At 70.0% G+C, this 25,620-nt stretch carries 20 protein-coding genes; 12 read left to right on the forward strand and 8 right to left on the reverse strand.

Annotation, left to right across the window (positions count from 1 at the left end):
• Positions 1-39: 39 nt before the first annotated feature.
• Together N798_RS17225 and N798_RS04970 are read left to right on the forward strand one after the other, a co-directional pair.
• Positions 40-1,260 (forward strand): lipopolysaccharide biosynthesis protein, encoded by a 1,221-nt coding sequence (locus N798_RS17225; RefSeq protein WP_188450429.1) that lies wholly within the window; start codon positions 40-42, stop codon positions 1,258-1,260.
• A 249-nt stretch (positions 1,261-1,509) separates the two neighbouring features.
• Entirely contained in the window at positions 1,510-2,820 is a 1,311-nt protein-coding gene (locus N798_RS04970) for an O-antigen polymerase (RefSeq protein WP_229708745.1), read from the forward strand.
• A 25-nt stretch (positions 2,821-2,845) separates the two neighbouring features.
• Here N798_RS04970 and N798_RS04975 read toward each other — a convergent pair whose 3' ends face one another.
• The gene (locus N798_RS04975; protein ID WP_035946754.1) at positions 2,846-4,012 is read right to left on the reverse strand and encodes a nucleotide sugar dehydrogenase; all 1,167 of its coding nucleotides are present in this window, start codon (positions 4,010-4,012) and stop codon (positions 2,846-2,848) included.
• An 85-nt stretch (positions 4,013-4,097) separates the two neighbouring features.
• On the opposite strand from N798_RS04975, the gene aqpZ reads away from it, so the two are divergent.
• Together aqpZ and N798_RS04985 are read left to right on the forward strand one after the other, a co-directional pair.
• Positions 4,098-4,934 carry an aquaporin Z gene (aqpZ, locus tag N798_RS04980; RefSeq protein ID WP_371870453.1) on the forward strand — a complete coding sequence of 279 codons (837 nt, stop codon included), beginning with the start codon at positions 4,098-4,100 and terminating at the stop codon, positions 4,932-4,934.
• A 147-nt stretch (positions 4,935-5,081) separates the two neighbouring features.
• Positions 5,082-7,292 carry an NADP-dependent isocitrate dehydrogenase gene (locus tag N798_RS04985; RefSeq protein WP_035946755.1) on the forward strand — a complete coding sequence of 737 codons (2,211 nt, stop codon included), beginning with the start codon at positions 5,082-5,084 and terminating at the stop codon, positions 7,290-7,292.
• Between the two features lie 92 nt (positions 7,293-7,384).
• Here N798_RS04985 and N798_RS04990 read toward each other — a convergent pair whose 3' ends face one another.
• The gene (locus N798_RS04990; protein WP_198030710.1) at positions 7,385-7,858 is read right to left on the reverse strand and encodes a GNAT family N-acetyltransferase; all 474 of its coding nucleotides are present in this window, start codon (positions 7,856-7,858) and stop codon (positions 7,385-7,387) included.
• 57 nt (positions 7,859-7,915) lie between these two features.
• Positions 7,916-8,929 (reverse strand): UDP-glucose 4-epimerase GalE, encoded by a 1,014-nt coding sequence (gene galE / locus N798_RS04995; RefSeq protein ID WP_035946757.1) that lies wholly within the window; start codon positions 8,927-8,929, stop codon positions 7,916-7,918.
• 96 nt (positions 8,930-9,025) lie between these two features.
• On the opposite strand from galE, the gene N798_RS05000 reads away from it, so the two are divergent.
• The 5 genes from N798_RS05000 (at position 9,026) to N798_RS05020 (ending at position 14,849) form a co-directional block, all read left to right on the forward strand.
• Positions 9,026-10,015, forward strand: coding sequence for a malate dehydrogenase (locus tag N798_RS05000; protein ID WP_035946759.1), 990 nt, complete (start codon positions 9,026-9,028; stop codon positions 10,013-10,015).
• Between the two features lie 135 nt (positions 10,016-10,150).
• Positions 10,151-10,972, forward strand: coding sequence for an N-formylglutamate amidohydrolase (locus N798_RS05005; RefSeq protein WP_035946760.1), 822 nt, complete (start codon positions 10,151-10,153; stop codon positions 10,970-10,972).
• Positions 10,969-12,138 carry a flavohemoglobin expression-modulating QEGLA motif protein gene (locus tag N798_RS05010; RefSeq protein WP_052116934.1) on the forward strand — a complete coding sequence of 390 codons (1,170 nt, stop codon included), beginning with the start codon at positions 10,969-10,971 and terminating at the stop codon, positions 12,136-12,138. Before N798_RS05005 ends, N798_RS05010 begins: the two co-directional genes overlap by 4 nt.
• On the forward strand, positions 12,135-13,178 hold the full coding sequence (locus N798_RS05015; RefSeq protein ID WP_035946762.1) for a glutathione synthetase: 1,044 nt from the start codon (positions 12,135-12,137) through the stop codon (positions 13,176-13,178). The genes N798_RS05010 and N798_RS05015 overlap by 4 nt, the downstream gene beginning before the upstream one ends.
• A 204-nt stretch (positions 13,179-13,382) precedes the next feature.
• Positions 13,383-14,849 carry a S8 family peptidase gene (locus tag N798_RS05020; RefSeq protein ID WP_229708608.1) on the forward strand — a complete coding sequence of 489 codons (1,467 nt, stop codon included), beginning with the start codon at positions 13,383-13,385 and terminating at the stop codon, positions 14,847-14,849.
• Positions 14,850-15,039: 190 nt separating this feature from the next.
• Here the strand turns inward: N798_RS05020 and N798_RS05025 are convergent, their stop codons facing one another.
• The 4 genes from N798_RS05025 to N798_RS05040 all read right to left on the reverse strand — a co-directional run bounded on the left by N798_RS05025 (position 15,040) and on the right by N798_RS05040 (position 19,820).
• Positions 15,040-15,903, reverse strand: coding sequence for a bifunctional methylenetetrahydrofolate dehydrogenase/methenyltetrahydrofolate cyclohydrolase (locus N798_RS05025; protein ID WP_035946826.1), 864 nt, complete (start codon positions 15,901-15,903; stop codon positions 15,040-15,042).
• A 289-nt stretch (positions 15,904-16,192) separates the two neighbouring features.
• Positions 16,193-17,635 carry a YlbE family protein gene (locus N798_RS18635; RefSeq protein ID WP_052116935.1) on the reverse strand — a complete coding sequence of 481 codons (1,443 nt, stop codon included), beginning with the start codon at positions 17,633-17,635 and terminating at the stop codon, positions 16,193-16,195.
• Positions 17,632-19,128 (reverse strand): FdrA family protein, encoded by a 1,497-nt coding sequence (locus tag N798_RS18640; protein WP_035946763.1) that lies wholly within the window; start codon positions 19,126-19,128, stop codon positions 17,632-17,634. The genes N798_RS18635 and N798_RS18640 overlap by 4 nt, the downstream gene beginning before the upstream one ends.
• The gene (locus N798_RS05040) at positions 19,125-19,820 is read right to left on the reverse strand and encodes an oxamate carbamoyltransferase subunit AllH family protein (RefSeq protein ID WP_084100137.1); all 696 of its coding nucleotides are present in this window, start codon (positions 19,818-19,820) and stop codon (positions 19,125-19,127) included. The genes N798_RS18640 and N798_RS05040 overlap by 4 nt, the downstream gene beginning before the upstream one ends.
• 35 nt (positions 19,821-19,855) lie before the next feature.
• Between N798_RS05040 and N798_RS05045 the strand changes: the two genes are divergently transcribed.
• Positions 19,856-21,226, forward strand: a complete 1,371-nt coding sequence (locus N798_RS05045; protein ID WP_035946765.1) for a PucR family transcriptional regulator — start codon at positions 19,856-19,858, stop codon at positions 21,224-21,226.
• Between the two features lie 116 nt (positions 21,227-21,342).
• Here N798_RS05045 and N798_RS05050 read toward each other — a convergent pair whose 3' ends face one another.
• Positions 21,343-22,629: a DUF1479 domain-containing protein gene (locus N798_RS05050; RefSeq protein WP_035946767.1), complete on the reverse strand. Its 1,287-nt coding sequence runs from the start codon at positions 22,627-22,629 to the stop codon at positions 21,343-21,345.
• 120 nt (positions 22,630-22,749) lie between these two features.
• On the opposite strand from N798_RS05050, the gene N798_RS05055 reads away from it, so the two are divergent.
• Both N798_RS05055 and N798_RS05060 read left to right on the forward strand, forming a co-directional pair.
• A complete protein-coding gene (locus N798_RS05055) occupies positions 22,750-23,898 on the forward strand; it encodes an ROK family transcriptional regulator (protein ID WP_035946768.1) in 1,149 nt (382 codons plus the stop codon).
• Between the two features lie 165 nt (positions 23,899-24,063).
• Entirely contained in the window at positions 24,064-25,575 is a 1,512-nt protein-coding gene (locus N798_RS05060; protein WP_035946769.1) for a uracil-xanthine permease family protein, read from the forward strand.
• Positions 25,576-25,620: the final 45 nt, after the last annotated feature.

Consider the following 25,620-nt stretch of genomic DNA (forward strand, 5'->3'; position numbering starts at 1 on the left):
CTTGGCAGGGCCCTGGTCCGGAGCGCTGAGGCACAGGTCGTGCTGTGGACAGGTGTGCTCGCGGCGAGCGCCTCGCTCTTTGCCGTGCTCACCGCACGCTGGTTGGGAACGGCTGATCGAGGCGTCGTCGTGGTGTTCCTCACGACGTCGTCCTTCCTGATGCTCATCGGGTCGCTGGGGATGGGCACCGGCGGTCGTGTGCTCGTCAACCAGGACCCTCCCCTGGGCATCGACACCTACCTGCGCCACTCGCGCAACCTGTCGATCGCGCACCTCGTAACGTCCGCAACCCTCGGTCTCGGGGTCTTGGCGCTCAGCGGCGGCCTACCAGAAATTTGGGCAGGGGCACTTTTCGTCGCGTACGCAGCGCTGCTCCTCTGGTGCTATCTCATGAGAGAGCTCCTCCACGGCTGCGGGCATCACCGGATGGCCGTGGTCAGCGACGTGGTGCCAGCAGTCGTTCAGACCGCGCTCGTCGGGCTCATCTACGCCACTGGCAACCTGACTCTCCGCATCACCATGATTGTTCTCGTCGTGGGAGTCGCGTGCCAGACGGTCTTCCTACTCGTCCAGGTACACCGCTTGCCACGCGAGGAGGTCACTGCGGACTGGGGGCTGCGCGGGGTCCTGGATTTCAGCCTGCCAGCGATGTTCGCCTCACTAGGCCAGGCGTTTGTCATTCGGGGTGACCGCCTCATCCTCGGCGCCCTTGCCGGATCGTCGGCCGTCGGTGTCTACGGAGCTGCCGCGACCCTGACGGAGATCTTGTGGATCGTTCCGGGTGCTGTCGCGCAGGTCGCCTTCCGCCGCGCCTCTATCTCCTCATCGGTCACCGATGGGCGGCGCGTCCGGCGCCTCACCCTCGTGCTGACTGCCGCGCTCGGCCTGGCACTGGTGGGCATCGCACCGTGGGCCATTGACCTCCTGCTCGGCCCGGCATACGCGTCAGCAAAACCTCTCATCGCCGTCCTGGTCCTCGCGTCGATTCCCATGGCCAGCTATCAGCTCGACGCCGGAGTGCTGAATGGACTCGGCCGTCTGAAACAGGTCAGCACTGCGACAGTTGCCTCATCGGCTGTCCTCATCGTTCTATGCCTCGCCCTGGTCCCCCGGTGGGGAGCAATGGGGGCGGCTTGGGGATCGGTGGTCGCGTACACCCTCCTCGCGGCAGCCTGCAAGATTCACCTTCGCCGGATTCACCGTTCGTGGGTCGTCGCGGAAGCGACTGAGGCGGGCGTTCCGACGGCACGAGGGGAGTAGGCGACATGAAATTTTTGGGCCCTTGCACGATGGCTAAGTACCGTTCCTCCACGTCAGCACACGGGCCTTCCCTGTGCGCCCGCCACAAAGGCGACAAATCTGCCCGAGCAAGGCAGGACAACGGCGACTGTACCTTGGTGCAGTGCCTACCCCACTGCCCCCTGGCACGGCGCCTGAGTCGGTGATCGTGTGACTTCCGACAATGTCGCCCTGACGCTAGGTCTCCTCATGACCTGCGCCACGATCGCAATGCTGACTTCCAAGCGTGGAATCGGTCTCCCAGCTACCCTCCACAACGGAGTCTGGGCTATTGCACTGTTGATCATCGGATCGGGTCTCATGAATTACGATCCGCTCAGCTGGTACGCATGGTCGCTCATTGCAACGTCACTCATCGCCTTCAATCTCGGCATTCTCCTGATTGGCGAGCGGACTTCCCCCCAGCCAGCGTCGGGCACTCGACCGCTCGTCACTCTAGGTCAGTTCTGGCTGCTCATCGGCGCCTTCAGCGTAGGTGTTCTCATCTACCTCCGAACCATCGCCCAAAACTATGGTCTAGCAACGATCATCAGTGACCCGACGAGCATCCGCGAGTACAGTGCTGTCGGATATCTGGAGGCGTTCCCCCTCTACGGCAAAGTGCTCTTCTACTTTGGTCCGCTGTGTTTTGTGTTGGCCATTTTTCCCGAGCTTGTAACGGGCTTGCGTGGGGCGTGGTACCGGCTGCCACTCCTGGTGTTCGTGAGCGGGGCCCAGGTACTCACGCTGCAGCGAACGAATATCTTTGTGTGCATCGCGTGGGTGGGCGGGGTTTTGGTGCTCCGACTCATTCAGCGGGGCGCGAACGGGAAGCAGAGCGTGAGTGCGCGACGTCTCATGGGACTGGTCGGCGCCCTCGTGCTCGCTTTTGCCATATTCCAAGGACTCGCGGTCGCGCTGGGCAAGACCGGAAACACAAACACCGCCATCGACTCGGTGGTGGATCCGCGCATTCGCGGAAGCCAGTACACAAGTGTTTTGCATTACGCCTCAAGTGGTGTCCCTGCCTTCGGCGCCCTCACCGAGTCGAAAGATCGCTCTTGGCCTCCAGTCGGTGGAACCGGGCTGATCATCGGCGACTACAACCCACAAACGTGGGGACGCGCAACATTTGTGGGTCCGCTCAAGCTCGTCCCAGGCATCACTCATTGGGAAGAGGTTTCGCCGTTCACGTTCCTCCCTGTCCCCACAAACGTCTACACATGGCTAGAGCCGTGGTATCGCGACTTCAGAATGCCAGGCGTGGTGCTGGGAAGCCTCCTGGCAGGCCTCATCATCGGGCTGGCGGTACGCCACCGGCACGCCTCGCCGGAGGCACTCCTTCTCGCTGGTCTCCTGCTTGGGTTCTCGGGGTTGGCCACATTCATCAACCGCTACATGGCGGTCATGTCCGTTGTCCTCTACCTGCTGCTCGCATTTCTTGGGCGTGCGAGACGGTCGCGTGAGATGCGAGAAAGCGTCCGATCCAGCGCCACACGACGTCGGACATCGCGCAGTGGGCGCTTGACGAGACCGCTCTGAACACCTCTGGCGAGCAAGCGGCTCGTCAGTCGCGGCCGAAGAGGTCGCGGGTGTAGACCTTGTCGGCCACGTCGTCGAGGTCGGCGCTCAGCCGGTTGGCGACGATGACGTCGGCGCGGGCCTTGAACTCGTCGAGGTCGCGGATCACCTCGGAGTTGTAGAAGCGGTCGTCCTCGAGCGCCGGCTCGTAGAGCACGACCTCGATCCCCTTGGCCTTGATCCGCTTCATGATCCCCTGGATGCTCGACACCCTGAAGTTGTCCGAGCCGGCCTTCATGATGAGCCGGTACATCCCGACGACCTGGGGCTTGCGCCGGAGGATGTCGGTGGCGATGAAGTCCTTGCGCGTCGTGTTCGAGTCGACGATCGCCCGGATGAGGTTCTGCGGCACCTGGTCGTAGTTCGCGAGCAGCTGGCGGGTGTCCTTGGGCAGGCAGTAGCCGCCGTAGCCGAACGACGGGTTGTTGTAGTGCGACCCGATCCGCGGGTCCAGCCCGACCCCGTCGATGATCGCGCGGGTATCGAGACCGTGCGACACGGCATACGTGTCGAGCTCGTTGAAGTAGGCGACCCGCATCGCGAGGAACGTGTTGGCGAAGAGCTTGATCGCCTCGGCCTCGGTCGGCTCCGTCTGCAGGACCGGGACGTCCTCGTCGAGCGCGCCCTCGACGAGAAGCTCGCCGAAGCGTCGGGCCGCGTCGCTGGAGCCACCGATGACGACCCGGCTCGGGTGCAGGTTGTCGTGCAGCGCGCGTCCCTCGCGCAGGAACTCCGGCGAGAAGAGGATGTCGAGGCCGAAGTGCGCGGCCCGCATCCGCTCGGTGAAGCCGACGGGCACGGTCGACTTGACGACGACGGTCGCCTCGGGCGCGAGGCGCTCCACCGAGGCGATGACCGACTCGACCGACGAGGTGTCGAAGAAGTCGCGCTCCGGGTCGTAGTCGGTGGGGGTGGCGACGACGACGTAGGCCGAGCCCGGCAGCGCCTCGTCCGCCGAGGTCGTCGCGGTGAGCGACAGCTCGTGGTGCGCGAGGTAGTCCTCGAGCTCGGGGTCGACGAGCGGTGACTCGCGCCGGTTGACCTGGTCGACGCGCTCCTGGTCGAGGTCGACGGCCATGACGTCTTGGTGCTGGGCGAGGACGACGGCGTTGGAGAGGCCGACGTAGCCGAGGCCCACCACGGAGATCTTCACGGCCGCCAACCTACCGGGCCGCTCGCTGCCGACACGGTCCGGTGGTCCCGCACCATCGCCCTTCCCGACCCCCGTTTGGGCAACAATGGGCGCCATGCTGATCCCTGAGATGTCCAAGCGCCTGCTTGCGGAGTTCGTCGGCACGTTCTGGCTGGTCTTCGGTGGCTGCGGCTCGGCCATCTTCGCCGCCGGCTTCCTGTCGACGCCCACGCTCGGCTCCGGCGCTCCGGTGCACCTCGGGATCGGCTTCGTCGGCGTCGCCCTGGCCTTCGGCCTCACGGTCGTGACGATGGCGTATGCCGTGGGGCACGTCTCCGGTGCGCACTTCAACCCGGCCGTGACGATCGGCATCGCCGTCGCCAAGAGGTTCGAGTGGAAGGACGTGCCGCTCTACGTCGTCGCGCAGGTCCTCGGCGGTCTCGCCGCCGGTGGCGCACTGTGGGCCATCGCCCGCGGCCGCGACGGCTTCGTCGTCACCGGCAACCTCGCCGCCAACGGCTTCGCCGATAACTCCCCCGGCGGCTACTCGATGTTCGCGGTCCTGTGCGCCGAGGTGCTGCTGACGATGTTCTTCGTCTACGTCATCCTCGGCGTAACCCGCGAGAGCGCCCCGACCGGCTTCGCGCCGCTCGCCATCGGCCTCTGCCTCACGCTCATCCACCTCATCTCGATCCCCATCTCCAACACCTCGGTCAACCCCGCCCGCTCGACGGCGGTCGCGTTCTTCAACGGCGACGGCGCACCGGGGCAGCTGTGGCTCTTCTGGCTCGCACCGGTCATCGGCGCCGCCATCGCGGGTGCGACCTTCCACCTCATCACTGGCGTCGACCGCCGTGACCGCGACATCACCGGCCAGGTGCGGGTCGAGGACGTCGTCGTGCCCGACGGCGTCGACCCCGACGCCCCACGCACGACAGTCTGAGGTCGACTTATTGCCCGTTCGCGCCCGTCCGCGGTCAGGTTCCGGTCCGCGGTGCGGCGCGAACGGGCAATAAGTCGCTGGTGGCCATACGTCGCTGGTGGGCGGACGGCATACGGACGCCGTTGCGTCGTTGGGTAGATTCGCCGCATGGCGAAGATCATCTACACGCTCACCGACGAGGCGCCGCTCCTCGCGACCTACTCCTTCCTCCCGGTGATCGAGGCCTTCGCCTCCACCGCCGGTGTCGACGTCGAGACCCGCGACATCTCCGTCGCGGCGCGCATCCTGGCCGCCTTCGCGGACCAGCTGCCGGACGACCAGAAGACCGCGGACGCGCTCGCCGAGCTCGGTGACCTGGCCAAGACGCCCGAGGCCAACATCATCAAGCTCCCCAACATCAGCGCCTCCGTGCCGCAGCTCAAGGCCGCGATCAAGGAGCTGCAGGGCCATGGCTTCGACCTCCCGGCCTACGTCGACGAGCCGACGACCGACGCCGAGCGCGACGCCAAGGCCCGCTACGACTCGGTCAAGGGCAGCGCCGTCAACCCGGTCCTGCGTGAGGGCAACTCCGACCGCCGCGCCCCCGCCTCGGTGAAGAACTACGCCAAGGCCCACCCGCACTCGATGGGTGCCTGGACAGCCGACAGCAGGACGAATGTCGCGACCATGGGCCACGACGACTTCGCGAGCAACGAGAAGTCGGTCGTGCTCGACTCGGCCGACACCCTGACGATCCAGCTCGTCACCGACTCGGGCACCACCGTCCTCAAGGACGGCCTCAAGGTCCTCGAGGGCGAGGTGGTCGACGCCACCGTCATGCGGGCCGCCGCGCTCGACACCTTCCTCACGGAGCAGGTCGCCAAGGCCAAGGCCGACGGCGTCCTCTTCAGCGTCCACCTCAAGGCGACGATGATGAAGGTCTCGGACCCGATCATCTTCGGCCACGTCGTGCGGGCGTTCCTGCCCGAGGTCTTCGAGAAGCACGGCGCCGCCCTCGAGGCCGCCGGCCTCTCCCCCAACAACGGTCTCGGCGCCATCCTCGACGGCCTGTCGGCGCTCCCCAACGGTGACGAGATCAAGGCCGACATCGAGGCCGGGCTCGCCGCCGGGCCCGAGCTGGCGATGGTCAACTCCGACAAGGGCATCACCAACCTGCACGTCCCGAGCGACGTCATCATCGACGCCTCCATGCCCGCGATGATCCGGACGTCCGGTCACATGTGGGGCCCGGACGGCGAGGAGGCCGACACCCTCGCGGTCATCCCCGACAGCTCCTACGCGGGGGTCTACCAGGCCGTCATCGACGACTGCCGCGCCCACGGCGCCTTCGACCCCACGACGATGGGCTCGGTGCCCAACGTCGGCCTCATGGCGCAGAAGGCCGAGGAGTACGGCTCGCACGACAAGACGTTCGAGCTCGCCGAGGCCGGTCGCGTGCAGGTCGTCAACGCCGCCGGCGACGTGCTCCTCGAGCACGAGGTCGCCGCCGGTGACATCTGGCGCGCCTGCCAGACCAAGGACGCCCCGATCCGCGACTGGGTCAAGCTGGCCGTCACCCGCGCCCGCGCCTCGCAGACCCCCGCGATCTTCTGGCTCGACGAGGCCCGTGCGCACGATGCCAACCTCATCGCCAAGGTGAAGACCTACCTCGCGGACGAGGACACTGACGGCCTCGACATCTCGATCAAGTCCCCCGTCGAGGCGACCAAGGTCTCGATCGAGCGGATCCGCCGCGGCGAGGACACGATCTCGGTCACCGGCAACGTCCTGCGCGACTACAACACCGACCTCTTCCCGATCCTCGAGCTCGGCACCTCGGCCAAGATGCTCTCGGTCGTGCCGCTCATGAACGGTGGCGGCCTCTTCGAGACCGGCGCCGGCGGCTCCGCGCCCAAGCACGTCCAGCAGCTCGTCCAGGAGAACTACCTGCGCTGGGACAGCCTGGGCGAGTTCATGGCGCTCGCCGAGTCGTTCCGCCACCTCGCGGACCGGGCCGACAACGCCAAGGCCCGCGTCCTCGCCGAGACGCTCGACCGTGCCACCGAGACCCTCCTCCAGGAGAACAAGGGCCCGGCCCGCAAGGTCGGCCAGATCGACAACCGCGGCAGCCACTTCTACCTCGCCCTCTACTGGGCGCAGGAGCTAGCCAAGCAGACCGACGACGCCGACCTGGCCTCCGCCTTCGCAGGCGTAGCCGAGTCGCTCACCCGCGACGAGCAGAAGATCAACGACGAGCTGCTCGCCGTGCAGGGCTCGCCGGCGGACATTGGCGGCTACTACCGCCCCGACCCCGAGAAGACCTCGGCGGTCATGCGGCCCTCGGCCACCTTCAACGAGGCCCTCGCCTCCCTGTCCTGACCGGGCCGCACCACGCACGTATGCCGTGCGCTCCCTTCCCGGGAGCGCACGGCATACGTGCTACTGGGTGCGGCACCGCTGCAGGTCGAGCGTCAGAGCGAAAGCTTCATGCCGACGTGGCTGGGCGTGAACCCGAGGCGCTGCTCGTAGAACCGCTGGGCGTCCACACGGGTCGCGTCCGTCGTCAGCTGGACGAGCACCGCCCCGCGGCTGCGCGCCTCGTCGATGGCCCAGCGGAAGAGCCCTTCGCCGAGGCCCTGCCCACGCCGGCTCGACGCGACGCGCACGGCCTCGATCTGCGCCCGGAGCGCGCCGCCGCGGGACAGGCTGGGCAGCAGCGTGAGCTGGAGCGTGCCGACGACCTCGCCGTCGTCGTCGAGGACGACGAGCTCGTGTGCCGGGTCCGCGTCGATCGCGTCGAACGCCGCGAGGTATGCCGTGTGCTCACCCGCCGACTCGCGGGTCGCCCCGAGCGGGTCGTCGACGAGCAGGGCCACGATGGCCGGGACGTCCCCGCGAGTCGCTCGCGGGACCCGCACCATCGACTTATTGCCCGGCTGGGACATGCGAGCGCCAGCGAGTGTGTCCCAGCCGGGCAAGAAGTCGCACCACCATCAGCTGCATCACGGGTAGCCGTCGGGGTTGGCGCTCTGCCACCGCCAGGTGTCGGCGCACATGTCGTCGATGGTGCGCGTCGCCTTCCAGCCCAGCTCGGCCTCGGCCTTGCGCGGGTCGGCATAGGACTGGGCGATGTCACCGGGGCGGCGGTCGACGATCTCGTGCGGCAGCTCGCGGCCGACGGCGCGCTCGAACGCGTGGAGGAGCTCGAGCACGGAGGTGCCGCGTCCGGTGCCGAGGTTCCACGTGTTGAGCGGGGTGTCGGTCGACGCAAGCTTGTGCAGCGCGGCGATGTGCCCCGCGGCGAGGTCGTCGACGTGGATGTAGTCGCGGACCCCCGTGCCGTCGGGCGTGGGGTAGTCGCCGCCGAAGATCGAGAGCTTCTCGCGCCGGCCCACCGCGACCTGCGCGAGGAAGGGCATGAGGTTGTTCGGCACGTCGCTCGGGTCCTCGCCGATCGTCCCGCTCGGGTGCGCGCCCACCGGGTTGAAGTAGCGCAGCAGCGCGATCCGCCACGTCGGGTCGGCCACGGCCATGTCGCGCAGCACCTGCTCGTTCATGACCTTGGTCCAGCCGTAGGGGTTGGTCGCCGAGGTCGGCGCCTCCTCGGTCATCGGCACCACCGGGTTGGCACCGTAGACGGTCGCCGAGCTCGAGAAGACGAGCTTGCGCACGCCGTGCCGGTCCATGGCGCGCAGCAGCGAGAGCGTCGTGTCGAGGTTGTTCTCGTAGTAGGACAGCGGCTCGGCGACGCTCTGGCCGACGGCCTTGAGCCCGGCGAAGTGGACGACCGCGTCGATCTGGGTGTCGACGAAGGTCGCCTCGGTCTTGTCGCGGTCGGTGAGGTCGAACGACCGCACGTCGAGCCGCTTCCCGGTCAGGGTCTCGAGCCGTCCGACCACCGACGGCTTCGCGTTGGCGAACGAGTCGACGACGGTGACCTCGTGGCCTGCGGCGAGGAGCTGGACGACGGTGTGCGAGCCGATGTAGCCGGCTCCTCCGGAGACGAGAACGTGCATGGTGCCAGCCTAGGTGCGGGCTCTGTGCCCTCCCTGTCCGGGCGCTGATAGCGTCACGAACGACCACTCTCGTCCCCGCATGAAGAGGTACCCATCGTGAGCCCGACCCCCGTCAAGGTGGCCGTCACCGGCGCTGCCGGTCAGATCGGCTACAGCCTGCTGTTCCGCATCGCGTCCGGCGCCCTGCTCGGCCCCGACACCCCCGTCGAGCTCCGCCTGCTCGAGATCACCCCGGCGCTCAAGTCGCTCGAGGGCGTCGTCATGGAGCTCGACGACTGCGCCTTCCCGACGCTCGCCAAGGTCGAGATCGGTGACGACGCGGAGAAGGTCTTCGACGGCGTCAACCACGCCCTCCTCGTCGGCGCGCGCCCCCGCGGCCCCGGCATGGAGCGCGGTGACCTCCTCGAGGCCAACGGCGGCATCTTCGCCCCGCAGGGCAAGGCACTCAACAAGGTCGCGGCCGACGACATCCGCATCACGGTCACCGGCAACCCGGCCAACACCAACGCGCTCATCGCGATGAGCAACGCCCCCGACATCCCCACCGAGCGCTTCTCGGCCCTCACCCGCCTCGACCACAACCGCGCGATCAGCCAGCTCGCCGCCAAGCTCGGCGTGCCCGTCACCGACATCACGAAGATGACCATCTGGGGCAACCACTCCGCCACCCAGTACCCCGACCTCTTCCACGCAGAGGTCGGCGGCCGCAACGCCGCCGAGGCCGTCGGTGACCAGGAGTGGCTGGCGAACACGTTCATCCCGACCGTCGCCAAGCGCGGCGCGGCCATCATCGAGGCACGCGGCGCGTCCTCGGCCGCCTCCGCCGCGAGCGCGACCATCGACCACGCCCGCACCTGGGTCGAGGGCACCGCCGAGGGCGACTGGGTCTCGATGGCCGTCCGGTCCGACGGCTCCTACGGCGTCGAGGAGGGGCTCATCTCCTCCTTCCCCGTCACGGTCAAGGACGGCGCGTGGAGCATCGTCCAGGGCCTCGACATCGACGAGTTCTCCCGCGGCAAGATCGACGCCTCCGTGGCCGAGATCGCCGAGGAGCGCGACGCCGTCAAGGGCCTGGGTCTCATCTGACACACCCCTGAGCCGCGCGCGAGCGCGCGACGCGAGCACCCGGCATACGACGTCGTTCGTATGCCGGGTGCTCGCGTCCGTGCCCATACACCCCTTGGCCCCATCTCGCCACCGGAGTCGGGTAGACATGACGCCATGCCCCCGACCAGCACCGATGCCTTCTCGTTCTCCGGCGACTGGAGCGGCCAGCTCGTCGCGACCGCGATCCACACCGGCCACGACCTCCGCGACGACATCGCCTCCCACCTCGTGCTCGACGAGGACACGCGGCTGCGTGAGGAGGACCCCTTCACCGACCTCATCGGGGCCGAGTGCCCGGCCCGGGTCGTCGTCCACCGGTCACGCTTCGAGGTCGACCTCAACCGTCCCCGCGAGGAGGCGGTCTACCGCCGCCCCGAGGACGCCTGGGACCTGCACGTGTGGCGCGAGGCGGAGCTGCCGGACGACCTGACCGAGGGCTCGCTCGCCGTCCACGACGCCTTCTACGCCGCCCTCGGCGAGCGCCTCGACGCCGTCGCCGCGCGAGGACCGTTCGTCCTCTACGACGTGCACTCCTACAACCACCGCCGTGACGGCGCCGACGAGCCCGAGGCCCCGGGTGGGGAGAACCCCGAGGTCAACGTCGGCACCGGTTCGCTCGACCGCGACCGCTGGGGCGACGTCGTCGACGTCTTCATGTCGACCCTCGCCGGCACCGACACCGCGGGCGGCGAGATCGACGTGCGCGAGAACGTGCGCTTCAAGGGCGCGAACCTCTGCGCCTGGGTGCACGAGCGCTACCCCGACCACGGCGTGGCCCTCGCCCTCGAGTTCAAGAAGACCTACATGGACGAGTGGACCGGGCAGCCGGACCGCGCGCGCATCGCCGACCTCGCCCGTGCGCTGGGACAGACGGTCGACCCGGTGCTGCGCGCGCTCGCCGCGACCGGCGGCTCTGGCCAGTTCGCGCGGGGATGAGCCGCACCCAGCTGTCGGTCGCCGACCTCGCGATCGACCACACGCTTGCCCAGACGGCGGGCAGCATGCAGTTCCTGCTCGACGTCACGCCGGTCAACGCCGACCACGTCCGTCAGGAGTTCGCGGAGGGACGAGTCGGTCCGCCGAAGTTCACCTACCGGCCGCTCGAGGTGGCCCCGGAGGTGCTCGCCAAGGCGCTCGACAACATCGACGTCGCGTCCGTCGAGGACCCCACGCTCGGTCACCTCCTGCGCGCCAAGCACCGCGAGCTCGCCCTCCAGATCGAGATGCTCAAGGCCCGCGACACCGACGACTTCAGCGCGTTGAGCATCCAGCTCTACGGCGCGGCCTCACCCGAGCTGCAGGCCCAGGCCGAGAGCATCCTCGAGCGGGTCCACCGGACCGAAGGCCCCGGCGAGAGCCTCGACGCACCGGCGTTCCTCGCCCTCGCCCAGGCCGAGATCGACCACTACCGCGAGATCGACCCCGAGATCGACATCCACGCCGAGATGCGTGACGACGTCAACGGCGTCATGGTGAGCGGCAACACGCTGCTCATCGACACCGACTCCGCAGTCCAGGTCTCGCGTGCCAACGCGCTCATCCAGCACGAGGTCGGCACCCACCTCGTCACCCAGGTCAACGGCACGGCCCAGCCGGTGCGAGTCCTCGGGTCCGGGCTCGCCGGTTACGACGAGACGCAGGAGGGCCTCGCCGTCCTCGCCGAGATCGGGTGCGGGCAGCTCACGCCGTTCCGCCTGCGCCAGCTCGCCGCCCGCGTGCTCACCGTGCATCGCATGCACTCCGGCGCCGACTTCGTCGAGGCGTGGCGGGCCCTCGTCGACGAGGGATTCCCCGAGAACAGCGCGTTCACGACGACGATGCGCGCGTTCCGCTCGGGCGGCCTCAGCAAGGACGCGATCTACCTGCGCGGCCTCGTCGAGCTCCTCGTCCACCTGCGCGACGGCGGCGAGCTCGACCTGCTCTGGCTCGGCAAGTTCTCGCTCGAGGACCTGCCGCTCATCCGCGACCTCGACGACCGAGGCGTGCTCAACCCACCCCGGCTGCGCCCTCGCTACCTCGAGGACGCCGCCGCACAGACCCGGCTCGCCGCCGCGGCCGACCGGGCCGACGACGTGGCGGGCCTCATCGAAGGAGCAGCATGAAGATCGGATTCGTCGTCAACGACGTCCTCAGCGAGAAGCCCGTCTACACGACGACGCGGCTCGCCATGGCGGCCACCCAGATGGGCCACGAGGCCTACCTCATGGGCATCGGCGACTTCGCCTACGAGCCGGACGGGTCGCTCACGGCTCGAGCCCGCGGCGGCAAGGCCAAGAGCTACCGCTCCCTCGAGCGCTACCTCGACGACGTGCAGAAGCCGGACGTGGAGGAGCGGCTCCCGCTGGGCGAGTTCGACGTGGTCATGCTCCGCAACGACCCGGCCGAGGACGCCGAGGACCGTCCCTGGGCCAACACCGCGGCCGTCGCCTTCGGTGAGCTGTTCGCCGCGTCCGGGGTCCTCGTCGTCAACGACCCGACCAACCTCGCCCAGGCGCTGTCCAAGGCCTACTTCCAGCACTTCCCGGAGGCCGTGCGTCCGCAGACGCTCATCTCCCGCGACGAGGACCGCATCGCCTCCTTCATCTCCGACCTCGGTGGCCGTGCCGTGCTCAAGCCGCTCCAAGGCAGCGGCGGCAGCGGCGTCTTCCTCGTCAACAACGACGAGTCGCCGAACCTCAGCCAGATCATCGAGGCGATCGCGCGCGACGGCTACGTCGTGGCCCAGGAGTACCTCCCTGCAGCCGCGGACGGCGACGTCCGGATGTTCGTCATGAACGGTCGGCCGCTCGAGGTGGACGGCCGCATCGCCGCCTTCCGCCGCAAGAGCAGCAGTGACGACCTGCGGAGCAACATGTCGGCCGGCGGCAAGGCGAGCAAGGTCGCCGTCACCGACGAGATGCTCGAGCTGGTCGAGGCGGTCCGACCCAAGCTCGTCGCCGACGGCATGTTCCTCGTCGGCCTCGACATTGTCGGCGACAAGCTCATGGAGGTCAACGTCTTCAGCCCGGGCGGCCTCGGGTCGTGCGAGCAGCTCTACGGCCACGACTACGCCCCGCCGATCATCGAGGACCTCGAGCGCAAGCTCGCCATCAAGCGCCACTACCCCGACGAGCTCACCAACCTGCGCCTCGCCACCCTCTGACGCCGGTCCCGAGCCCTCCCGTATGCCGTGCGCCCACCTCGGGCGCGGGTCCCACGCTCTGCGTGGGCCGGCATACGGGCGTCGTCGACCACCCCAAGGTATGGATTGCACAAAATCTTGTGCAGAGCTATTGATCTGTTCCGGTCGGGTCGGCAGGGTTGCCGGTGGGACCGCGAAGGGGCGGTCCACAACCAGGAGGAAACAGTGAACTCGACCTTCATGCGCAAGGCCGCAGCCATCGCCGCCACCGCGACGTGTGCCGTTGCCGCCACCGCCATGACGACCGCTCCCGCCGGAGCAGCCCCGATCGCGGAGACCTCGTTCCTGGTCGCCCAGGGCGGCACCGGGACCGACAAGGCCGTTGCCGCCGTCGAGGCCGCAGGCGGCACCGTCGTGCAGGAGTGGCCGCAGATCGGTGTCGTCGTCGCGAGCGCGAGCGACGACACCTTCGACGACAAGGCGCGCACCGCGCCCGGCATCGTCGCCGCGGGCCCGTCGCGCGCGATGCAGGCCTACGAGCCGGCCTCGGCCATCGTCCCCGACGGCGCGGTCAGGGGCCTCGGCCCCGGCACCACCGGTGGCGACGACACCAAGGAGCCGCTCAACGCCAACCAGTGGGACATGCGCCAGATCGGTGCGGACAAGGCCCACCTCAAGACCGACGGCAACCGCGACATCACCGTCGGCGTTCTCGACTCGGGCATCGAGGCGGACCACCCCGACCTCGCCGCCAACGTCGACGCGTCGCAGTCGGTCGACTGCACCGACCGCGGTGTCCCGAACACGAGCCCGACGAAGTGGCAGCCCACGACCTCCGACCACGGCACGCACGTGGCCGGCACCATCGCCGCCGCCCGCAACGGCGTCGGCATCGTCGGTGTCGCCCCGAACGTCAAGCTCGCCTCGGTCAAGGTCGTCGAGGACGCCGGCTACATCTACCCCGAGTACGCCATCTGTGGCTTCATCTGGGCCGCCGACAAGGGCATGGAGGTCACCAACAACTCCTACTACATCGACCCCTATGCCCTGTGGTGCAAGGCCAACCTCGACGAGAAGGCCGCGATCCTCGCCGTCGAGCGCGCGCTGAAGTACAGCGAGAAGAAGGACGTCGTCAACGTCGCCGCCGCCGGCAACTCGGCGTGGGACCTCTCCAAGCCGATCACCGACACTGGCAGCCCCAACAACACGCCCGAGCCGACGCCGCGTGACACCGACCAGCGCTGCTACGACATGCCGACCGAGGTCGGCAACACCGTGACCACCTCCTCGGTCGGCCCGACGGCGGTCAAGTCCTACTACTCCAACTGGGGTCGCAACGTCGTCGACGTCGCCGCGCCCGGTGGTGACTCGCGCGTCGCCGCGGACACCCCCGACAAGAACGGCCGCATCCTCTCGACCGTCGTCGGTGGCGGCTGGGGTTACAAGCAGGGCACCTCGATGGCGTCCCCGCACGCCGCCGGCGTGGTCGCGCTCATCCGGGGCACCGACACCGGTCTCAAGGCCAAACAGGCGATGAAGACCCTCGAGCGCGAGGCCGACACGCTGGCCTGCCCCGAGTTCTACGACGCCAACCGTGACGGCGTCAACGACGCCACCTGCGAGGGTGGCGCCAAGGGCGCCGGCTACTACGGTGCCGGTCTCGTCGACGCCCTCGACGCCGTCACCCCGTGACGACGCTCCTGAGCAGCTGACTCGCGGCTGAGACCACGAGGCCCGTGTTCCCTCCCTGAGGGACACGGGCCTCGTGCTGTGTGCGGGCTGCCGTGCGCAGCCGCACGGCTACCGCGTGGGAAGTGCTGCGATCACAGCACTTTCGATGCGGTATGCCGTGCAGGAGTTGACGCTGAGCCCGCCCCTTCGGTCAGCGGATGCCGGCCTGCTTCTCGGCGATCTCGACGACGTTGGTGAGGAGCATCGCGCGGGTCATCGGCCCGACCCCGCCGGGGTTGGGGCTGACCCACCCCGCGACCTCGGCGACGTCCGCGGCGACGTCGCCGGCGATGACCGACTTCCCGTCCTCGACGACCCGGCTCACGCCGACGTCGAGGACGGCGGCACCGGGCTTGACCATGTCGGCCGTGACGAGGCCGGGTACGCCCGCGGCGGCGACGACGATGTCGGCCCGGCGCACCTCGGCCGCGAGGTCGACCGTGCCGGTGTGGCACTGGACGACGGTCGCGTTCTCGGAACGACGGGTGAGGATGAGCGAGAGCGGGCGACCGACGGTGATGCCGCGCCCGACGACGACGACCCGCGCGCCCGCGATCGGCACGTCGTGGCGGCGGAGCAGCTCGACGACACCCACGGGCGTGCAGGGCAGCGGCGCGTCCTTGCCGAGCACGAGCCAGCCGAGGTTCATCGGGTGCAGGCCGTCGACGTCCTTCGTGGGGTCGACCTCGGCAAGGATGCGGTTCTCGTCGAGCCCGGTGGGCTGCTGGACGAGGAAGCCGGTGCACGCGGGATCTGCGTTGAGCTCGCGGACGACGTGGAGGACCTCGTCGAGCGTGGACGTCGCGGGCAGGTCGCGGCGGATGCTCGACAGACCGATCTCGGCGCAGTCCTTGTGCTTCGCGCCGACATACCAGGCGCTGCCCGGGTCGTCGCCCACGAGCACGGTGCCGAGCCCCGGGGTGATGCCGCGCTCCGCGAGGGCTGCCACGCGACCGCGCAGCTCCTCCTTGATCGTCGCGAGGATCGCCTTGCCGTCGAGTATCTGAGCCGTCACGACCGCCATCCTCCCAGAGCGGAGTCCGCCGGCGGGGGGCGCCACCCATCACCCCCACCGGTGGGGTGTCTTCGCTCCATCTCCGGACGCAAGGCCACCTCCTTCGCTGCGTCCCTCGGCGCACGCGGCCTACGCATCAGGTGGCGACGCAGGTGGGGTGTGGTGCCTGTGCGTCACCAGAGGGAGCGAAGACACCCTCCCGGGCGGACCTGTGCCGGGGCGGCCCGCCCCAACGCGGCGGGCGGACCTCTGCGGGGACCGCCCGACCCATCGCGCCGGGCGGACCGACCTATGCGGGGACGGCCCGACCCAGTGCGGCGAGGGCCGCGGGGAAGCACTCGGCCGGCGGCGTGACCAGTCCAGCCCCCACCTGACCGGTGCCGGCGACGCGGCCGGCCATGCCCGTGTTGATCTGCGGCAGGATCCCGGTCCGGACCACGGAGACGACGTCGATCCCCGTCGGCGTCCCGCGGAAGTCGAGGATGGGCACCTGGTACATCGGGTGCTCACCGAACGTGATCTCGTACATCGTCTGCGTCGCCCGCAGCGCGAACGGCACGTCGCCTCCGACGAACTTGACGATCGCCGGGGCCGCGGCCATCGCGAACCCGCCGATGCCGGCCGTCTCGGTGATCGCCGAGTCGCCGATGTCGGGATTCGCGTCGTCCGGCCCGTAGTCACCGAGGAAGAGCCCCTGCGGGGTGTTCGCCGGACCGGTGAACCACGCGTCGCCGGTGCCCGAGACCCGGATACCGAAGTCGGTGCCGTTGCGGGCCATCGTCGTGACGAGCGAGGACCCGGGGACGCCGTGGGCGGCCATCGTCGCGAGCTTGCAGGCCGGCATACCGAGGTTGAGGAAGAAGTGCTCGTTCGCGCCCGAGAAGCGCACCGCCTGGGCGATGTCGTCCGACGACGCCTTGGCGGTGATCATGCCCGGCAGCAGCTCGCGCAGGAGCATGAGCGAGCCGGCGCGGTTGCGGTTGTGGCCCTCGTCGCCCATCTGGAGCATCTGGGCGAGGATCGACCGGATGTCGAAAGGACCGGTCGCGCGCACCGAGCGTTGGAGGATCGGCCCGAGGACGTCGGTCATCCAGTGCAGCCGGTCGACGACCTCGGGGCCGTAGGCGCCGTAGCGCAGGACCTTGCCGAGGCCCTCGTTGAGCGAGCACCACGACCAGGCGTCGTGGACCTCGTCGCGCAGGCCGTACATCCACATCGACGGCGACACGACACCGGCCATCGGGCCGACCGCGTCGCGGTGGTGGCACGGCTCGAACGCGAACTGCCCTGCAGCGAGCGCCTTCTCGGCCTCCTCGGCGTTGTCGGCCAGCCCCTCGAAGAGGACCGCACCGATGAGCGCGCCCTTGAGCGGGCCCGACATGCGCTCCCACTCGATCGGCGGCCCGGCGTGCAGGAACGTGCCGCGTTCGAGGCCGAGCGCGTCCTTGGCCTGCTTGACGTCGCAGAGCTCGGCTCCCGCGGCGACCATGCGCGCGTATGCCGTCGCGTTGGCCTCCGCACGGCGCGTGTCGGCCAGGACCCGGGCGAGGTCGCCCTCGGTGCCGGGCATCGGCGGCTGCCAGTCGGCCTCGACGACGGTGACCGCCTGTCCGCGCAGTGCGTCGGCGAAGAGGCCGACACCGGCGGTCGCGACGGTCGGGGACTCGGCCGACAGGAGCCCGCGCAGGGGTGCCGCGCCGCCGTTGGCCGCGGTGGAGGTGGACGCCGTCATCGCGCGCTCCCGAGGAAGGACAGGGCGTGCCGGGTGGCATCGCGGTTGGAGAGGAAGACCGAGGCGCCGGCGGCGGCGAGCGTCTCGGCGGTGCGGGTGAGGCCCTGGGGGTCGGACTCGGTGCCGGTGACGGAGACGACGACGGGGAGGTGGCGGCCCCCGTCCCTCGCCGTGTGCTTGGCCTCGCGGATCGCGTCGGCGAGCTCGCCGGCGGGGTCCTGGTGGGCGCCGTGGCCGAGGACGAGGTCGAGCAGCAGCACCCCGCACGTCGGGTCGCTCGCCTCCGCGGCGATCCGCTCCATCCTGAGGGTGGGGTCGATCATCGGGTGCGCCCGGCCCTGGGTGAGACCGTCGTCGCCGAAGTCGATGACGAGGTGGCCGTCGTCGCGCAGGTCGGCGCCGAGGGCGAGGTCGTCGCGCAGGGGGATGTTGGAGCGGATGTCGCCGAGCGCGTCGGCGGCGAGCAGCATCGAGTCGTCAGCGAGGGTGCCACCACAGAAGAGGCCGCGCAGGCTGCCCTCCACCGACCCCGCAGCAGGATCACCGTCCGCGACCCACGCCGGCCACTGCGGCACCTCGTGCCCCTCGGCCTCGAGCAGCGCCTCGACCGCCGAGGTGAGGTCGGGGCGCCCGGCGCCGAGCGTGGCCCAGCGGACCGGGAGACCCAGCCCACCGGCATACGCCTCGAGGTCGGTGAGCACCTCCTCGTCCGGGGGCTTCGAGACGACGACGACCGAGGTCGTCGACGGGTCGGCGGCGAGGGCCGCGAGGGCCTGTCGGGTGGAGCGTGCGCCGACGGCGTTCTTGAGGTCGCGACCACCGACGCCGAGGCAGTGCGAGATGCCGACGCCCGCGGCGTCGAGGAGGCACATGACCTGCTGGGCGCCCGTGCCCGAGGCGGCGACCATGCCGATCGGTCCGGCGCCGACGACGTTGGCGAAGCCGAGGGCGACGCCGCTGACGACGGCCGTGCCGCAGTCCGGGCCCATGACGAGGACGTCGGCGGCCGCCGCCGCGTCCTTGAGCCGGACCTCGTCCTCGACCGGGACGTTGTCCGAGAAGAGCATGACCGAGGCGCCGGTCGCGATCGCGTCGAGCGCCTCTGCCGCGGCGAAGCGGCCGGGCACCGAGATGAGCGCGATGTCGGCATCGCCGGCCCGGACGGCGGCCGCGGTCGTCCGGGGTGCAGGGGCGTCTCCGAAGCCTCCGCTCTGCGTCGCGGACCTCGCGGCCAGCGCCGACTCGGCGGCCGCGATGCCCGCGGCGACTCCCGCGTCGTCGGCAGCGCGGACGGCGACGACGAGGTCGTTGGCGCCTGCGCCCTCGGGCACGTCGAAGCCCATGCTGCCGAGGACCTCGACGTTGAGCTCGGTGGCCATGGCGACCTGCGCCGCCTCGACGCCGTCGACGTCGGCGACGGTGCGCGAGACCTGGAGGAGGGTGACGGAGTCGTGGTAGGCGCCTCGGCGCACGTCGACGTGGGTGACGCTCACGACGGGATTCCTTCCGGCAGAGGGCTGTTGACGAAATCGTGGATGCGGTCGACGCCCTCGAGGAGGGCCTCGCCGGACGTGTGCCCGATGCCGAGCACCGCCGCCCGGGTGGGTGCCAGGTCTGGGCAGCCCGCCGCCACGGCGGTGACGTGGTCGACGACGGTGGACACGGCATACCCCTTGGCTGCGGCGGCCACGAGGGAAGCCGAGAGGCTCGTCGTGCGGGTGAGGGGCAGCTCGGTGGGCAGGTCGAGGCCGAGTGCGCGTGCGGCGAGCAACGCCCCGCAGAGGACGTCGTCCGCGCGCGGGGTGAGCCCCTCCCCCAGACCCACCTCGTCGAGGAGGGCGGACCAGTCGTAACAGTCGGGGAGCAGGCGTGCCGCGGTCACCTGACGTGGTCGCCACGAGCGCACGACCCGTATGCCGTGGGACGGCAGCGAGATGACGTAGCCACCGATGTTGACGACGTCACCGACGGCGACACCCCAGTCGCGCGGACCCGGTGTCGGCAGGCGGACCGCGGTCGGGAGCACGAGCGCGTCGCTCGTGACGACCGGCAGGACGGTCGCGTGCTCGGGCAGGCCGAGGTAGAGCGCCGTCGGGAAGGCCGCGAGCACGACCGCCGGGCGCGGGGTCCCGGTCAGGAGTCCCAGCGTGAGCGGTGAGGCCGCGGCCGGGATTCGGGGATGCACGCTCCGACGCTAGCCAGCGCGGCTACTCTGACCGGATGGTGAAAGTTGCCAACGATCCGGCCGCTCAGGCCCAGCAGTTGCCATCCGCAGGGCCGGGGACGGTCGAGGACGGAGCGACCGTCGAGTCGCTGCGGCGCGTCGTCGACCACCAGGCCGAGCTGCTGCGTCGCGAGGACGAGGTCAACCGAATCCTCGTCCAGACCGTGCTGCGCGGCGGGTCCCTCGGTGACCTGTGCGAGTCGCTCGTCGAGCTCTTCGGCGGTGTCGCGCTCGTGGCGACGACCGACGGTCGCGTGCTCACGACCGCAGGTGCCGAGGCCGACGTCGAGACGGTGCTCGGGCTCGACTGCTTCGACCGCACCGGACGGCTCATCGTCGAGCACGAGCCGGTGGGCGTGCGCGAGCCCGGGGTCGCGAGGTCCGAGCGCACGATGGTCCGGATCGTCGCCGGCACGTCCGACCACGGGCTGCTCGCGGTCTTCACGCCCGGTGAGGTGCTGACGACGACCGACGTGCACGGGCTCGAGCGGGCGGCGACGGTCGCGGCGCTCGCCATCACCAAGGAGCAGGCTGTCTCGGCGGTCGAGGGCAAGTACCGCGCCGAGTTCCTGCGCGACACGCTCGTCGGGCGTGTCGGGGCGCCGGCCGAGGCGGTGGCCCACGCGGCCTCGCTCGGGTGGGACCTCGACCGCCGGATGGTCGTCGTCGTCGCGGAGACCGACGAGGACGACTCGCACACCTCGCGGGCCAGCGAGGAGGTCCGCTCGCTCCAGGACCGGTTCGTGAGGGCCTGGGTGCAGGCGGTGCGGACGCGCGAGCCCAAGGCCCCGGTCGCCGGCTTCTCGCAGGAGGTCGTCGCGCTCATGCCGGCGCCGTGTGGCGGCGACGGTGAGCAGGACGCGGTCATGCGGTCGGTCGGCGAGGTCATCAAGGTCGTGCGCGGCGACGGGGGCGGCGGGCGGCGCTCCTTCTCGACCGGGGTGTCGCGGCCGGTCGAGTCGGTGGCGGAGATTCCGCGGGCCTACTCCGAGGCGCTGCGTGCGGTCGCCGTCGGGCGGCAGATGCAGGGCGAGTCTGCGGTCATGCACTTCGACGCGCTCGGCATCTATCGGCTGCTCTCGCTCATTCCCGACTCGGCGGACCTGCGGGCCTTCGTCGACGAGGCACTCGGCGATCTCGCGACCGACGACCAGACGTCCTACGCGGACCTGCGCCAGACGCTCCAGGTCCTGCTCGACACCAACCTCAACGTCGCCGAGACCGCGCGCATCCTCTTCTTCCACTACAACACGCTGCGCTACCGCATCGCCAAGCTCGAGCAGATGCTCGGCCCCTTCACGACCGACCCGCAGCTCCGCCTGACGCTCGCCCTCGCCCTCCGGATCCGCCAGATGCGCGGCGTCTGACCCCCACCCCCTTTGCGACTTATTGCCCAAAAGCGACACTTTTCGCGGCCGAAAGGCCGCGAAAGTGTCGCTTTTGGGCAATAAGTCGGGGTGTGCGAGCGCGGGTGTGGGGCGGGTCAGTCCGAGAGGCCGAGGCCGCGGCGGCCGATCTCGTTGAGCTGCTCGGGCTGGAACCGCCCCTCCCAGTCGCGCTCGTAGTGCTCCTCGGGGAAGTCGCCCGGGCTGGAACCGGTGAGGAAGGCCTCGCGCACGGACACGGCATACGCCTCGTTGCGGGGGCACCACGGCGCGGCGGGGATGTACATGACGTTGCCCCAGCCGACCTGGTCCTCGACCTCGGCCACCGAGTGGATGAGGTCGCAGTGCCACCAGACGGTATCGCCGGCCTGCACGTCCGGGATGCCCGAGACGGCCTCCATGAGCAGCGGGTGCCACTTCCACGAGATGGGGAAGGTCTGGTTGTGCGCGATGCCGCAGAGCTCGTCGTCGGCGACGTCGTCGAGCAGCGGGCGCAGCATGAGGTAGGCCATCGCCTCCGGGATCGGCACGGTGTGGAGCACGCCTTGGTCGTGGCCCATGTCCGACAGCGCGGTCCAGCCCTGGAAGGTGCGGAAGGCCGAGCACATCGTCGACGCCGGGTAGTTCACCGCGTCGGTGCGGTGGGCGGCGTCCCAGGGGTCGTAGCTCTCGACGTCGCCGGAGAAGAGGTGCCGGAACACCTGCTGGTAGCCCTGCGTCATGTAGAGGTCGATCGACCCCGTGTCGAGGTGGGTGCCGAGGCCCGCGGAGTCGGTGCCCGGGGGGCGGCGACGGATGCGGTCGGGGTAGAGCGAGTCGCGCTCGGGGTCGAACCACTGCCGGCCCTCGGACTCGTGCTTCCACTGACTGTTGAGGAAGGCCTGGACCGCGGCCATGCGCGGGCTCTGGCGCGCTTCCATCTGCGGCTGCGACCAGTAGATCGGGTAGATCTCGGGCGTGCTCTCGACGCTCGCGAAGAAGTCGTCGGCAGGGCCGGTGTACTTCTCGAAGAAGTTGTTGCGCGTCGTGTAGTCGACGATGTCGCGGTCCCACTGGAGCGCCTGCTCGTGCGGGAACGTGCCGCGCACGACGGCGCAGCCGCGCTCCTTGACCTTGGCGACGAGATCCGCGGGCACCGTGCCCGCCTCGATGTCGGCGAAGTCGATGACAGGCCAGACCTGCTCGCCGGCCTCGCGCTCGGCCTTGATCGTCTCGACGCGACGCGCGATGCGGGCCTCGAGGTCGGCGAACACCTCCTCGACCGAGCGGCCGCTCGCTGCGATACGCGCGCGCAGCGCTCGCTTGATCTCGACCGTGGCGCCCGTGACGTCCTCGGGCTTGGTCTCCCAGTGTGGCAGCGGCTGGGTCTCGACGTTCGCGGTCATCCTCGACCACTCCTCTGTGCTCGCTCGTTCATTGGTAAGGAGTCCTGACGTGAACTCGGTCCGCCGAGCGTAGCGGCAGCCTCTGCTATTTTGCAAGGACTCCTAACGAAAGGACGGCCCGTGCCCACCGACCTGCCCTCGCTCGACCTGCTCCGCTCGCTCAGCGACCGGCACGTCCTCGCGGCCGTCGCCGCCGCGGGTCGGCTCACCCGGGCCGGTGCCGCCACGACCACGGGCCTGTCCAAGCCCACCGTCTCGCAGAGCGTGGCCCGCCTCCTCGATCTCGGCGTCCTCGTCGAGGGCGAGCGCACGGCGGGCGGGCGCGGCCGGGCCGGCACCTACCTCACCGTCAACGACGCCGCCGGATGCGCCCTCGCCGTCCAGGCCGGCCCCGAGGGCGTCGTCGGCGAGGTCCTCGCCCTCGACGGCCGGATCCTCGCGACCCGTCGCCGCGCCCTGCACGCACCCGTCACCCCGGGTTCACTCGGCCGTGCCCTCACCGCCGTATGCCGTGCGCTCACCGAGGACTCCCCCGGCCCGGTTCGCGCCGCCGCAGTGTCGGTCGCCGACCCCGTCGACCGGCGCACCGGCCGGGTCGTCGAGCTGCCCGAGAGCCCGTTCCTCGTCGGCGAGCTCGACCCGGTCGGGCTTCTGGCCGACGTCCTCCCCGTCCGCCCGGTCGTCGACAACGACGTGAGCTGGGCCCTGCTCGCCGAGCGCACCGAGGGCACCGCGCAGGGCGTCGACGACGTGCTCCACCTCTATCTCGACGAGGGCATGGGCGCCGCGATGTGGGCCGGCGGCCGCCCCCTCCACGGCGCCCGTGGGCTCGCCGGCGAGATCGCCTACTCCCGCACCTTTGTCCGCGACCGAACCAGCCGCACGACCAGGAGCGGCACCCTCATGGAGTGCGTCGCGGCACTCGGCTACCTCACGGACGGCGCGAAGTCCATCGACGTCGCCTCACTCCTCGAGGACCTCGACCGCGGCACCGGCCAGGCCCGCACCCTCGCCGGCGCGGTCGCCGAGGTGGCACTCGCCCAGGCCTACCTGCTCGACCCCGAACTGGTCGTGCTCAGCGGACGCTGGGGACGGCATACCGGGATCGTCGAGGCGGTGACCACGGTGCTCGGCGACGCGGGAGGGGTGGCGACCACCGTCGCAGTGGCGCAGGTGACCGACGACGCGCCCCTCACCGGAGCCCGAATCTTCGCCCTCGGCGAGTTGCTCGCGACTTGGTCCGCCGAGCCGGGCGGCGTGCCACGATGACGCCTGTGACAGCCGTGTGACACGTGCCACCCCGAGTTGCCAACGGTTCACGGGCTCCCCTGTCACGAATTGACGAATGCCCCCGCAGGACCGCCCAACTAGCGTCCTGTGAAACCACGACGACGTGACTCCCTGCCCGTCGTCCGCTGAAGAAAGTAGGCACAGATGGCACTTGGGCTCGGCTGGAAGGTCAAGGAGGGCGCGCTCGGACTCGACGAGGTCGTTGCGCCCGACGAGCGTCTGGACTGGGGACGCACCGTGGGCCTCGGCGCGCAGCACGTCGTCGCGATGTTCGGCGCAACGTTCGTCTTCCCGCTCGTCATGGGTCTCAACCCGCAGCTCGCCATCATGATGAGCGGCATCGCGACGATCGCGTTCCTGCTCATCGTCCAGGGCCGAGTGCCGAGCTACCTCGGCACGTCCGCCGCGTTCGTCGGCGGAGTCGCAGCGATCCGCGCCCAGGGCGGCGACTCCTCCGAGGTCACCGGAGCGATCCTCGTCGCGGGCCTCGTGCTGGCCCTCGTCGGTCTCGCCATCCACTTCGTCGGGTCGAGCGTCCTGCACAAGGTGCTGCCGCCGGTGGTCACGGGTGCCGTCGTCATGCTCATCGGCTTCAACCTCGCGCCGGTCGTCGCCAACATCTACTGGCCCCAGGACCAGTGGGTGGCGCTGGCGACGATGCTCTTCACGATCGTCTGCGCCGTCGCGTTCAAGGGCTTCATCAGCCGCATCGCGATCTTCCTCGCGCTCATCTTCGGCACCGCCCTCTCGTGGATCCTCGACAGGACCGTCGGCCAGATCAACTCCGTCCTCGGCGGCGCGACCGAGGCCACCGACCACTTCCGCTGGAACACCGACGGCATCGGCGACGCGGCTTGGTTCGGCTTCCCGGCCAAGACGATTTTCAACAGCGACGGCACCGAGGTCGCCGGCTGGCACGGCCCGAGCTTCTCGACCGCTGCCATCCTCCTCGTGCTGCCCGCCGTGATCGCCCTCATCGCCGAGAACACCGGGCACGTCAAGGCCGTCGCCGAGATGACCGGCGCCGACCTCGACAAGGACATGGGCCGCGCCATCGGTGCGGACGGCGTCGGCACGATGATCGCCAGCGCCGTCGGCGGCTCCCCCACGACGACCTACGCCGAGAACATCGGGGTCATGGCCGCGACCCGCGTCTACTCGACCGCGGCCTACTACGTGGCGGCCATCGTCGCCATCCTCTTCGGCCTTTCGCCCAAGTTCGGCGCACTCGTGGCGTCGGTGCCCGGTGGCGTCCTCGGCGGCATCACCGTCGTGCTCTACGGCATGATCGGCCTGCTCGGCGCCAAGATCTGGAAGGAGAACGGCGTCGACTTCGCGAACCCGATCAACCTCGTCCCCGTCGCGGCCGGCATCGTCATCGGCATCGGTGACGTCAAGATGAAGTTCTCCGACGACTTCACCCTGAGCGGCATCGCCCTCGGCACGATCGTCGCCATCGGCGCCTTCCACCTGGCCCGCGCCATCGCGCCCGCCGACCTGCGCCATCGCGCAGACGGCGTCGGCCCCGCCGGAGGCACGGCGATCGCCACCGGCGACCGGGTCTACGGTGACGAGGACGGCATCGACGACCTCTACCAGTCGGGCTACCCGGGCGACGAGGGTCGTCGCGACCCCGATCGCGACCGCCGCGTCTGAGACCACGCCGCCGCCCCGCCCGGGGCCCGACCCCGGGCGGGGCGG

The sequence above is a fragment of the Knoellia flava TL1 genome, from assembly GCF_000768675.1.
In the GTDB taxonomy this organism is placed as follows: Bacteria; Actinomycetota; Actinomycetes; order Actinomycetales; family Dermatophilaceae; genus Knoellia; species Knoellia flava.